Genomic DNA, 12692 nt, shown 5'->3' on the forward strand with positions numbered 1-12692 from the left:
AAAGCCTCTCCTCGAAATGATTATTGAAATTTAATACCTTCTTGTAATAACACTTCTTTTTGTTTTTCAATTAGAGATTTGATGCCTAATTCACCCAAAGATAGTAACTCATTTAATTCTTCTCTTGAAAATGTTGCTTCTTCACCAGTTCCTTGGAGTTCAACAAACTGTCCTTTTCCAGTCATAATAATATTCATATCAACACTTGCAGCTGAATCTTCTACATAATATAAATCTAGTACTGGTCCAAGGTCATCTAAAATACCAACTGAAGTTGCTGCTAAATAATCTTTTACAGGATACGATTTCAATTTATCCATTTTAATTAATTTATCAAAAGCAAGCATCATTGCAACAAATGCACCAGTAATTGAAGTAGTTCGTGTTCCTCCATCTGCTTGAATTACATCACAATCGATCCAAATTGTCTTTTCACCAAGTGCCTCTAAATCAACTACTGCTCTTAACGCTCTTCCTATTAATCGTTGAATTTCCATTGTTCGACCAGTAACTTTACCTTTAGATGATTCACGTATTGTGCGCTCTTGAGTAGCTCTAGGTAACATTGAATATTCAGCTGAAATCCAACCTTTTCCACTGTTTCTCAAAAATGGTGGTACACGGTCTTCAACTGTTGCATTACAAATTACCTTCGTATCACCAATACTGATCAGCACTGAACCTTCTGCGTGCTTAGTATAGTGAGTAATAATCTCGATTGGTCTAAGTTCATTATTTAATCTTCCATCTGTTCTTGTCATGATTGTTCCTCCTACAAAATCTTCCAAATACTAGTATAGACAAAAATGTGATTTCATTTCTACTTATTAAGTTTAATTTAAAGATAAAATTAAAAACCTTGTACAAAAATCATCACAATTTTTGTACAAGGTTGATATTAAAACCATTTTATTAAAAGGCAAATTATTAACTTTTCATAACCACCGGTTTACAATTTTTTCGTATTTACATCCTTAGGTCTTGAAACAGGTTGGCTTAAAGGCTTGCCTTGTTGGTCTAGCGCAGTTAATTTCCCATTGATTTGAATTTCAATGGACTTAACACCTTTTTGCTCAGTTAAAGAAAGTACAAGTGGCTGTAGTACATCATTATTGATCATGTTTTTTGCAATATTTCCATAGATACCATCGTTAAAATTAAGTACTAGCTTACCGCCTTTAAAAACAGGTTGACTAACTAGTTTCGTATCAGTTCCAAAATCGGATACTAAATTTGAATATTCAGATGGACCTTTTACTAGTTCATTTACGATTGCTGAATATGAATCTTTCTCTGCATTTGAAATCCTAGTCGTTACAGGCACATAATAAGTGTCTCCCATTTCCCCTTGAGAAACATAATATAGCGTAACAGGTCTGGAGTTCATAATATCTACAATGTCACCTTTATCAAAGTTAATTCCATCATCTCTTGTTAACCCATCACCAATTTGAGCTTTATTTACTGGCATCGATGCAAGCTCTTTTCCGTTTACTCGAATTTTTACCTTCGTCACATTATCAAATTGAGTTAACGTCCAAGTAACAGCTTGAAACACTTTTAATTCATCTTCAGCACGGTATTGCTTAAATTCTGGTGAAAAATCAGCAATAATCGTACCATCCTTTTGAGTTTGAACTCCTAAAACTTCAGTATTCGGAGGTAAAACTGCTTGGAAACCATTCGGTAATTCATCTGTAACAGGACCATCTTTTACTAAGTACTCTAACGCTTGTTTAGCCAAGCTAGTAGACTTAGGTAATTGGAACGTTTGCGGTACAATATACCCGTTACGATCAATTAAATATAATTCCCTTTTTACAGTTTCCTCTTTCTTTGCTACTTCTTTTGAAGGTTGATCACTTTTATAAACTACAGTTTTAGGTGGATCAATGTCAGTTGAAGATTTCGTTGGAAGTAAACTACATCCACTCATTGTTGCAATTCCACATACCGCTGCCGCTGTTACTAACAATCTTTTTTTCATCACCATACTCCCCCCACGCTTTTTTACTATTTATACGAGCCTGTACATTTTTTAGAACAAGCTAAATAGAAAAAAATAAATAATTTAAATCTAGCTCTAAATTTACTGGAAATATTCACCTAAAAGACCTATCGTTCATATTATAAAAAGACTAAATGAATACCCATCCGAAGAACAGCTCGGTCAAGCAAGGAGGGTTAGCACAGTTGAAGGATAGAGACTATCAAACAAAGCACACACTCACAAAGCGTGAAAAAGAAGTATTCGAGCTTCTTGTTCAAGATAAGACTACAAGAGAAATTGCTGAAGAACTTTTTATAAGTGAAAAAACTGTGAGAAATCATATTTCAAATGCAATGCAGAAGCTTGGGGTTAAGGGGCGATCACAAGCAGTTATTGAGCTTCTTCGTATGGGAGAGCTTGAACTGTAGTTATTTTGTAGAAACAATTCTACAAACCAACATACTGCCGGCATTCTAATGACATGCCGGTTTTGGTATTTACATTGAAGCTTAAGTTTTTCATTTCTCTATTTTCTTGCTTGTAAAGAATCTGATTATCTAAATTGAAAGTTATACTTTATATCCTACTTATAGTAGATAAAAGGCCTATCTGTAAATTAGGATAGATGCTCTGCTATAGGGGGATTTTATTTTAGCTCTTATTACCTATCTAAAATTAAAATAAAAAAATCTTTTACGAAAATTTGCTAATTTAATTGACAAGGTTGTTTTTCAACAACGTGAAAAAAATCGTTTCCAGTCGGAAAACGATTTTCTTATTTTATATACTATAAAACCTCTTAGTATTTTCATATAAAGTTTTATATGCACTTGACAGATCTATGTCTTTTAACTCAGCTATTTTTGCAACTGATTGATGCATAAATTTTGGATGTGTCCACTCATTTTCAAAAGGCCCTTCAAATGGCCAAGGACCATCTGTTTCTATCATCATTAATTCTAAAGGATACTTTTTTACTAAGTCTTGAATCTCATTTTCATATAATACATCTGGTGTAATCGAGATAAAATACTCATTTTTCATCATCCGATTTATTGTAACCTCGTCACCTTTAAACCAATGAAAATGGGCTTTTTTAATAAAATATTTTTCTAATAGATTACATACGGTTTCGGCGTCCTCATATACTGCATGTAATATGATTGGTTTATTTAACTCTTTTGCAAGCGAGATAAATTTTTCTAGTAATATAATATAAGGTACGTAATCAATCTCTTCTTCTAAATTCTTATAATATGGTAATCCAACTTCTCCGATTGCGACCATTTCATCCTGATGGTTCTTAATCCATTCAATTAATTTATCAACCTCTTCATCAGAAGGGATTTGTTGTTCAGGATGAAATCCGAATGCTGGATATACACTATTATTTTGATATTTCAACTCTAAATTTTTCTTACTAGATTTTAAATCCATTGATACCGAAATGAGCGCTTCGATTTCGTGTCTTTGTATATTAGTTAATATTTCTTCTCTTTGACTAGTATCATAAGAATCTAAATGAATATGAGCATCTATCATTTTCATCGTATTACTCCTTCTCTAAAGCCAAATAGATTTTTCTTTTATATTCCGTAAATTCATCACTTAATAATATTTCTTTTTTACGTGGTCTTGGAAATGGCACTATGATTTGTTCTTTGATTTTGGCAGGTTTGTCAGAAAATATATAAATTCGATCAGACATTAACAACGCTTCATCAATATTATGTGTTACTAATAAAATTGATCGTCGTTGCTCCTCCCAAATTGATAAAAGCCATTGCTGCATTTCAAGTCTAGTGAACTCATCTAAAGCTGAAAAAGGCTCATCCATACACATGAACGACTGCGGTGCTAGTAGAGACCTTAAAAATGAAACTCTTTGTTTCATACCACCAGATAATTCATGAGGGTAAGCATTCTCATAGTTTTCTAAGCCAGTTCTTTTAAGCCAGTCTCTTGCCAATTTTTCATCAGGCTTATGTTTTAATTCTTGTGACAAAACAATATTTTTTAATACTGTTCTCCAAGGTAGTAATGAATGATCCTGAGGCATAAAACTAACATGACCAAGTTCTCCATTTATTATCGACCCATTTAACTTTACTTCTCCAGAATCTGGTTTTACTAAACCTCCAATAAGATGGAACAACGTACTTTTCCCACTACCAGATGGACCTAGAATCGATACAAATTCACCCTCGTTTACATAAAGGGATATATTTTCTAATACTTGATGACCGCTATAACTCTTTGATAATTGTTCCACTTGTAGTGTCATTTCCGTTTCTCCCCTTTAACTTTCCATTTAACAGTAAAACGTTCAATTACAACTATTAGGAAGAAGAAAAGCATACTTAAAAACATAATGATAAAAATTGAAACAAATACTCGATCTGTTCTAAATGAAGATGAAGCTAAAGTCATATAGACCCCAATTCCAGATTTCGCTCCTAGCCATTCAGAGATAACTGCTCCCATAACACTATAAGTCGCTGAAATCTTTAAGCCAGAAAAAATGGAAGGTAGAGAAAAAGGCAATTCAACTTTCCAAAAAATTTGTGATTTGGATGCTCCCGCCATTTTCATATAATTTATTAGTTCACTTGGTGTTTGTCGGAAACCATCCAACGCTGAAACTGTAACAGGGAAAAAACAAACAAGAGAAATAATAATTAATTTAGGTAATACACCAAATCCAAACCAAATAATTAAAAGCGGTGCCAATACGATAATTGGTACATTTTGCGAAAGAATTAATAATGGGTAAAAAGCTTCCCTAACACCTGGAATTAAATGCAATAGAAATGCGATTAAAAATCCTAATAAACTACCAATTAACAAACCAATAATCGTTAATTGAATTGTAGAAGAAATATGAGGAAGTAGTGAATTAGTTGATTTCATTCCTTCTTTAAAGATTGCGATTGGTCCTGGTAATAACCAAGATTCGATTTTCCAAATTTTAATACTTAGCTGCCAGCAAATTAAAAAAAGCAGGATGACAACGATAGGTTGCCATCCTTTTATATTTTTAGATTTCATTAACGGTACTTCTCCGTTAACACATCCATCGTAATACCTTGTGGTTGATAAAGTATTTTCATTTGAGTTATTACATTGTGGCAACCTATTTCAATCATTCTTTCATTCATTTTTTGAACAACCATTAATAATTGATTCAAGTCGCCTTCCATAGTTGTTTCCAATGGTTGAACTTGATATTTTACACCTGATTCATCAATAATTTTAATTGCTTCATCAACTGCTGGAATAACATCCTCAATATTATTTGTTTTCGGTATAATTTGGACACTCATTAAAGTAGTTTGCATTTTTGCTCCTCCTTATTTCGCTGGTAAGAAATCATTCGTAAATGCTTCTTTTGGCTTAAAGTTTCCTTCTAATAATTTATTTTCAGCTAAGAAATCAGCATAGTTTTTCCAAACTGATAACTTTTGCTCACCCCAACGGTCCGCATCATCTTTATATTTAGATGCTAACCATTCTTGACTTTTTTCCACTAATTTTTTATCTAAGTCCGGATTATCTTTTATTAAAATCGATGCAGCTTCTTTTGGGTTATCAATCGCAAAATTATATCCTTTTGATGCTGCAGCCACAAACGCTTTTACTATTTTAGGGTTTTTACTAATCATTTTTTCGTTCGTAGCTAAAACTGGAGTATAGTAATCTAGCTTTTTACTATAATCAGTTAAATATATCATGTTTAATTTTTCTCCACGTAGCTCTGCTTCAATTCCTGTCCATCCTTGATAAATCCACGCAAAATCGATATCTCTTTTTACCGCTGTAAAGAAATCAGCATCACCCATATTAACGATATTTAACTTATTAACATTCGCATTTTCTTCTGACATAAGTGATTTTAAAATAGCCTTTTCAACCGGTGAACCCCAACCACCATATGTTTTTCCAACGAAATCTTTTGGTGACTTAATTCCTTTTTTCACTGGTGATGCAAATCCAGAAGTATTATGTTGAATAATTGCTGCAATAGATACAATCGGTACATTTTGAACTCTTGCTTGTGTAATTGACTCTTGATAAGAAACCCCAAAATCTGCTTTACCAGATGCAACTAATTGGTCTGCACCTGTTTCTCCTGGGCTGATTATATCTACATCAAGACCTTGTTCCTTAAAATAACCTTTTTCCTTAGCAACAAATAGCCCAGTATGATTTGTATTTGGCGTCCAGTCTAGTACGACAGTCACCTTTTTTAATTGCTTTGGCTTTTTAGTAGTAGCAGTTTTGTCTTGACCACACCCAGTTAACATTAAACAAATAGCTACTAAAAATACTACTAGTTTTTTCATTATCTATATCTCCTTTTTGTTTTTTGTTTATACAAAAAGAAAACGTCCGGATATTAACCCGGACGTAAATGCGCTGTAAAAAACATATCTAAAAAGAGATACTGTTCCCTACGCTGGCATCACCCAGATCAGGTTCTAAGAGTCAACATCTTAAGGATGCTATCTCAGCCAGCAACACTGGCTCCTCCACATTTTTTCTCATATATAAACTTTTCCTCATTAATATAACAGATAATGATTGAATTTACGAATTATTTTTAACTTGTGTTTAAATGTTTTAATACTCTGTTAATAAGAGCAATAAAACTATGAAATTTTAACATTTTTAAAAAGAGAATGATAAACAAAAATATCATTTCTTATAGTAAAATCTTAAATGAATAAAGAATATACTACATCAACAAATTATTAAGTAAAATGAGGGGATTTTTTGAATAAACCAATCGGAGTCATCGACTCAGGTGTTGGGGGCTTAACAGTTGCCAAACAAATTATTAGACAATTACCTAAAGAGGACATTTTATACTTAGGCGATACTGCAAGATGTCCATACGGATCACGACCATATACGGAAATCAGAGAATTCACTTGGGAAATGACTAACTTTCTATTGGAGAAAGATATAAAAATGTTAGTCATCGCCTGTAATACAGCAACTTCAGTTGTCTTAAATGAAATGCGAGAAAAACTTCAAATTCCAGTCATTGGAGTTGTCCGCCCAGGTGCTAGAGCAGCAATAAAATTAACACAAAATGACCAAATCGGTGTCATTGGAACGAATGCTACTATTAATAGTAAAGCATATCATTCCGCACTAAAGCGGATTAATGACAAAGTTATAATTGAAGGCTTGGCATGCCCAGAGTTTGCTGGAATTGTTGAAAATGGGGACTACAATAAACCTGAAATATTTGAGATTGTTAAACACACTCTTGCACCGCTTATTGATTCAAATATCGATACCCTAATACTAGGTTGCACGCATTACCCATTACTTGGTCCAATCATCCAAAAAGTGATGGGACCATCAATCCAACTTATCAGCTCTGGTGATGAAACAGCTCTAGAAGTAAGTGCAATTCTGGATCAACAAAATATATTATCTAACTACGAAATCACTTCACATGAATTTTTTACAACTGGGGATCCAACCATTTTTAGTAAAATAGCTTCATCCTTATTCCAAGAACCGATGGAAAACGTAAAGTATATTAAACTATAAAGGTCAATAGAGCACTTTAAATGAAAAAAACCAACAAAGTAAGCCTTTGTTGGTTTTTGTGTTTTTAAATTACGAACGCTCTTCTAAAAATTTATTCTTTTGTGTTACTTGAAAAATAATCTTTTAGCATCGCATTGTTCTTTACAATATCATCTAATGTATATTGATCTAAAACGTGTAAAAATTGTTCTAATGCATTATTAAATATATGTTTTAAAGAACAAACAGGTGTAATAACACAAGTATTACCGTGTTCAAAACATTCTACAATATTAAAGTCTTCTTCAGTTTTACGAATTATTTCACCGATATTTATTTCTGATGGTAATTTAGCTAAACGGATTCCACCGTTTCTGCCACGAATTGTTTCGATGTAACCCATCTTACCTAAATTATAAATTATTTTCATTAAATGATTTTTAGAAATATCATAAGCTTCAGCAATGTCCTTAATATTAACTAATTTTTCACGTGGCTCAGAGCTTAGAAATATTAGTACACGAAGAGAGTAATCCGAATAAGTTGTTAAACGCATAACTTGTCCTCACTGTTTTATTTAAGATTAATCATAGCATAATTGTGAACTTTTTTTAAACTTTTATGCATTTTTGCGAAAAAATACAAAAAAGATGTATTTTACATATTGCTTTAAATAAATTCTAGGTCTAAGATAAAGATGTATTTATAATACTACTTTAAAACGTGATTAGGGGGATTTTTCATGCTATCTCAAAAAACAATTGATATTATTAAGTCAACAGTTCCAGTCTTAGAAGTAAAGGGTACAGAAATCACTAAAGTATTCTATAAAAATTTATTTACTAATCATCCTGAACTATTAAATGTATTTAATCATACAAATCAACAACAAGGTAGACAACAAACTGCTCTTGCAAATACTGTTTTAGCTGCTGCACAAAACATTGATAAACTAGCAACAATTATTCCTGTTGTAAAACAAATTGCGCAAAAACACCGCAGTCTTCAAGTTAAAGCAGAGCACTATCCAATCGTAGGGCAACATTTACTAGGGGCAATTAAAGAAGTACTTGGTGATGCTGCAACTGATGAAATACTAGGTGCTTGGGCGGAAGCATATGGAGTTATTGCACAAGTATTTATCGATATCGAAAAAGAAATGTATGAGGAAGCATCTTCCCAAGAAGGCGGTTGGTCTGAATTTAAAGAGTTTAAAGTCATCGAAAAAGTTGAAGAAAGCGATGTAATTACTTCATTCTACTTAGTTCCTAAAGATGGTTCTTCAGTTCCTTCTTTCTTACCTGGTCAATATATTACTGTTCGCTCACAAATTCCTGGTGAAGAATATTTATCAAACAGACAATATAGCTTATCTGATGCACCAGGTAAAAATCACTTTAGAATTTCAGTAAAAAGAGAAGCTGAAGAAAACCAACCACTTGGTAAATTCTCAAACTACCTACACAATCAAGTAAATGTTGGTGATACTTTGGATATTACTGCTCCAGCAGGTGAATTTACTTTAAATACTGAAACTGATTCAGATGTTGTTTTCTTAAGCGGTGGTGTTGGAATTACACCATTAATCAGTATGGCTAAGTCAATTACAAGCAATCAACCAAATCGTCAAGTCAGCTTTATAAGCGCTTCAAGAAACGGTAAATTACAAGCATTTGAAAATGAACTAAACCAATTAAAAGAGCAATTAACAAATTACAATTTATCATTTGTTTATGAAAATCCATCTGAGGAAGATCTTCAAAATAATAACTTTAAAAAGCAAGGTTATATTGATGCAGAATGGTTAAATAACAATGTTAAATCAGACAATGCAGATTATTACGTATGTGGTCCAGTACCATTTTTAAAAGCGATTATAACAAGCTTAAAAGAATTAGGAATTAAAGATGCACAAATTCATTATGAATTCTTCGGACCAGCAATGAATTTAGACACTGAGCCTAAAAGCCCTGTTCAACAAGGTTAATATTTAGAAAGGATGCTCAATTAAGAGCATCCTTTTTTACGCTGTTGCAAGACAATCTTCTCAATTAATTATCATATTTTCGTAAAAGGAGTAGAGTGATGTTGATTTCCATTACAGGATGCTCGCTTTCCATGGGGCGAGACCTGAGCCTCCTCGGCAAGCCTGCGGGGTCTCAGCCTTCCCGCTTATCCCATAGGAGTCGAGCAGCCCTCCATTCCAATCAACTTATTATTTAAAAAAGTTTAACGTTAAAATCTAATGTAATATCCTTTACTTAGCGTAACATAACAGAATTTTAATCAGTTTGTAAGTCAATTGAGATTGAACAACAACTTATAAACTAAACATTTAAAACTATATTTCTAAATTCGCTCTTAATATTTTTTAATTTCGAAAAAGTTTACTATAGATTATCGGTATATCAAGATTGTTGAAACACTTTAACATTTAAAATCGTTAATCGTTATTAAATTAAAAAATGAATTTTAACATCAATAATTTCCCACTTAATATTGTATTCCCTATAGACTTTCTATTAAGAGCACATCCTTTTTTATTTCCGCTCTAATAATACAGCCACTCTTTTTAAAACTGTCGGTATAGTAAAGCTACCAAAAATTGCGATTAGGTCACTTGAGTAGTATTTTTTTAGAGTGCCATATACTAAGCCACTTATCATTAGATCGTACAAAAAGAATCGACCAAAATCACGTTTAGTTATGACCATAAAGATGATAGATGCATTTCTTGTTGTAAGAATAAGCCCACCTTCTTCTAGAAAAATTAGTCATTCTAATCAATACAAATCACAAATTTATTTTTTATCTAACATCCAATAATACTTTTCAATTTCTTCTTTTACTTTTATCATGCCAATTTTCTCTAAAACTCTAATAGAGGCATGATTATAAATGGAACAAATAGCAGATATTCTTATAACATGATTTTGCTTTAATCCCCACTCACAAATAGCCCTAGCCATTTCAGTTGCATACCCTTTACCTTGATAACTTGGTGCAATACTATAACCTATCTCCATAATCCCAGTTTCATCAGGACCACCTTTAAATCCCATGTCCCCAATAATTACTCGATCTTTTTTATGAATAATAATTCCTTCATATTTTTCTTCAGTAGGATGTGTTTGAAAACGAGAAATTTTATAAGGGAAAAGATTTTTATATACGAGAATTGGCCACCCTTGAGCGAAACTATAAAATTGATTTTCAAATTCTAACTCTTTATTTCCACTTAAAACAGAAAGCATCGCTTCTGCTGTAAAAGTCATTAATAGTAAATTTTTAGTTTCAGTGATTATCATTACCTGACTCCTGTATACTAAATTTATTAGTTTTTTTGACTACTGCTTCCCTTAAAAAATATTCTAGAAATGACTAATCCAATCAGTCCAAGCAGTATAAATAAACCGGCTCTAACCATCAATGTAATATTTGGTAAATCTATTAATACAAGTTTTCCTAGCGTCAATAATAATAAACCTATCCCAGTATATGTCCAAACTTTGAACTTCTTAATGTTACCAAGTATCATGGCTAATATTGAAAGCAAGATCCAACTTATATTAATTAATAATCGAATTATATTGTCGGATTGATCTACTGCGAGTATTTGAACAATTTGTGTTATAAAAGCAATTAATATAACCGTAATTAATAAGGAACTACTTAATAAGATAAATTGCTTTTCATCTTCATTTTTATAAGCCAAAATTGCAATCGTAATTAGAGCTAGAATTAACATAAACCAATTCATTGTTTCAAAAGACCATAAAGAATCTATTCCAACTGATAAAATGGATATCCCCACCGGAATAAATGTAAGAGTAGCTATAATTAATTTTAGTAGATCTCGATATCTTAAATAAAATAAATAAGTTGATACTGCTTGAATTATTAATACTGTACATAGTAAGTTTTCTGAAACACTATCCAAACAAAGGAATGAAATGGCTAATATAAAATTAGTCGAAAATCCAAAGAAAAAATCCGCTTTCTTTTTATAATAAAAAGTCAGGAATAAATATCCTACACATAAAAAAATTAAAATCATTGTTCTATTCAGATCTTCAAATGCACTAAAGATCCAACCGATTGTTAAAATAAAACTGGTGTGAAGAATTATTACTTGCTTTTTAATAGCAAACTTAGATTTTATCAATATAGCTAGCAAACTAATATGTTGAACGAGAATACTTAGTGCGAAATATTCAATTCCATTTGTATTAAAATTAACTAAAGCAACAATTAAATAAGATAAATGCAATAATATTACAGACGAAAGATAGATGAATTTATATTTCTTAAATGTTGCATAAAACATAAAGCATAAATAAATCACTGTTTCATAGATTGAGAAAAATAAATAGTTTGGCGAATCACTTTTAACTAGGAATGGTACAAAAACGGCTCCTATTATACTTATTAATCCAATTACTTCTGACTTGTATCTATTCATCGAATAAAAACCAATACATACCCAAATAATCAAAAGGGTAAATGCAATCGTTGACCCAACCATGTGATATAAATGATGCATAGCAAACGTAGTTAAAAATAATACCGGTAACACGCCACCAATTAATGATTGGCCAAGTGTTGATCGTTTAGCTTCCATTTGACGATTACCGTACCAGAATAAAGCAATGGCTATAACAAATCCAATACCTACTTTTGCATACTTATTTAATACCCCATAATCTGATGCCGCTTTAAATCCCCACATTACGCCAAGAATGAAAATAAATATAAAAAATCTAGGTAACCACTTTTGGAAAATAAGTGCTTCATAGTCAACCTTTTCATTTTCAACTGTTACTTTAACCTGTCTGCTAACTGTTTTTTGTGGTTTAGGATTATTTACTTTAGTTTGAGTTATTTGTTTAATCTCGTTTGAAGTTTCTTTCGTGATTAAGAGAAATTCAATTTGTTTCTTCATTTCTCTGACTTCTTCTTCAAGCTTTTCTACCTTTTTTTTAAGATCTTGATTCTGATTATCCAACTGCATCACCTCTTATCATAACTATGTATTTTATTAAGACTAAATAACTGAAAAGACATCCTTCATATAAGTTCGCTACTTCCTGGATTAATCCTATATAAAAAAATATTTATGAAGTATGTTTTTTTGCAAATTTCGTCATATTTCCCAGGA

Annotated in this window: 13 protein-coding genes and 1 riboswitch; of the genes, 3 read left to right on the forward strand and 10 right to left on the reverse strand. The window is 31.8% G+C overall.

Annotated elements, in window-relative coordinates; genetic code table 11:
• Window positions 1-20: 20 nt before the first annotated feature.
• Both rph and V5E38_RS15880 read right to left on the reverse strand, forming a co-directional pair.
• Window positions 21-761 (reverse strand): ribonuclease PH, encoded by a 741-nt coding sequence (gene rph, locus V5E38_RS15875; RefSeq protein ID WP_098231844.1) that lies wholly within the window; start codon window positions 759-761, stop codon window positions 21-23.
• Window positions 762-949: 188 nt separating this feature from the next.
• Window positions 950-1993 carry a GerMN domain-containing protein gene (locus V5E38_RS15880; RefSeq protein ID WP_499210721.1) on the reverse strand — a complete coding sequence of 348 codons (1044 nt, stop codon included), beginning with the start codon at window positions 1991-1993 and terminating at the stop codon, window positions 950-952.
• A gap of 200 nt (window positions 1994-2193) precedes the next feature.
• Between V5E38_RS15880 and V5E38_RS15885 the strand changes: the two genes are divergently transcribed.
• Window positions 2194-2418 carry a helix-turn-helix domain-containing protein gene (locus tag V5E38_RS15885; RefSeq protein WP_056472461.1) on the forward strand — a complete coding sequence of 75 codons (225 nt, stop codon included), beginning with the start codon at window positions 2194-2196 and terminating at the stop codon, window positions 2416-2418.
• 352 nt (window positions 2419-2770) lie between these two features.
• On the opposite strand, the gene V5E38_RS15890 is transcribed toward V5E38_RS15885, so the two are convergent.
• From V5E38_RS15890 to V5E38_RS15910, 5 genes are read right to left on the reverse strand one after another with little or no spacing between them, the layout of a single operon-like run.
• Window positions 2771-3538: a TatD family hydrolase gene (locus V5E38_RS15890; protein ID WP_499210722.1), complete on the reverse strand. Its 768-nt coding sequence runs from the start codon at window positions 3536-3538 to the stop codon at window positions 2771-2773.
• 4 nt (window positions 3539-3542) lie between these two features.
• On the reverse strand, window positions 3543-4274 hold the full coding sequence (locus tag V5E38_RS15895; protein WP_499210723.1) for an ABC transporter ATP-binding protein: 732 nt from the start codon (window positions 4272-4274) through the stop codon (window positions 3543-3545).
• The gene (locus V5E38_RS15900; RefSeq protein WP_499210724.1) at window positions 4271-5038 is read right to left on the reverse strand and encodes an ABC transporter permease; all 768 of its coding nucleotides are present in this window, start codon (window positions 5036-5038) and stop codon (window positions 4271-4273) included. Before V5E38_RS15900 ends, V5E38_RS15895 begins: the two co-directional genes overlap by 4 nt.
• Entirely contained in the window at window positions 5038-5328 is a 291-nt protein-coding gene (locus V5E38_RS15905; RefSeq protein ID WP_069035213.1) for a thiamine-binding protein, read from the reverse strand. The genes V5E38_RS15900 and V5E38_RS15905 overlap by 1 nt, the downstream gene beginning before the upstream one ends.
• Before the next feature lie 12 nt (window positions 5329-5340).
• Window positions 5341-6333, reverse strand: coding sequence for an ABC transporter substrate-binding protein (locus V5E38_RS15910; RefSeq protein WP_499210725.1), 993 nt, complete (start codon window positions 6331-6333; stop codon window positions 5341-5343).
• An 88-nt stretch (window positions 6334-6421) separates the two neighbouring features.
• Window positions 6422-6531: riboswitch (TPP riboswitch) on the reverse strand.
• A gap of 232 nt (window positions 6532-6763) precedes the next feature.
• On the opposite strand from V5E38_RS15910, the gene racE reads away from it, so the two are divergent.
• A complete protein-coding gene (gene racE, locus V5E38_RS15915; RefSeq protein ID WP_499210726.1) occupies window positions 6764-7555 on the forward strand; it encodes a glutamate racemase in 792 nt (263 codons plus the stop codon).
• 91 nt (window positions 7556-7646) lie between these two features.
• On the opposite strand, the gene V5E38_RS15920 is transcribed toward racE, so the two are convergent.
• Window positions 7647-8090: an RrF2 family transcriptional regulator gene (locus V5E38_RS15920; RefSeq protein ID WP_097978395.1), complete on the reverse strand. Its 444-nt coding sequence runs from the start codon at window positions 8088-8090 to the stop codon at window positions 7647-7649.
• Between the two features lie 186 nt (window positions 8091-8276).
• Here V5E38_RS15920 and hmpA point away from each other — a divergent pair, with 186 nt between their 5' ends.
• Window positions 8277-9521 carry an NO-inducible flavohemoprotein gene (gene hmpA / locus V5E38_RS15925; RefSeq protein ID WP_499210727.1) on the forward strand — a complete coding sequence of 415 codons (1245 nt, stop codon included), beginning with the start codon at window positions 8277-8279 and terminating at the stop codon, window positions 9519-9521.
• Between the two features lie 814 nt (window positions 9522-10335).
• Here the strand turns inward: hmpA and V5E38_RS15930 are convergent.
• Window positions 10336-10842: a GNAT family N-acetyltransferase gene (locus V5E38_RS15930; protein ID WP_499210728.1), complete on the reverse strand. Its 507-nt coding sequence runs from the start codon at window positions 10840-10842 to the stop codon at window positions 10336-10338.
• 26 nt (window positions 10843-10868) lie between these two features.
• Window positions 10869-12539, reverse strand: a complete 1671-nt coding sequence (locus tag V5E38_RS15935; RefSeq protein WP_499210729.1) for a DUF2339 domain-containing protein — start codon at window positions 12537-12539, stop codon at window positions 10869-10871.
• Between the last annotated feature and the right edge of the window lie 153 nt (window positions 12540-12692).

Source organism: Rossellomorea sp. GAMAL-10_SWC (assembly GCF_049568075.1).
Taxonomy (GTDB): domain Bacteria; phylum Bacillota; class Bacilli; order Bacillales; family Bacillaceae_G; genus Gottfriedia.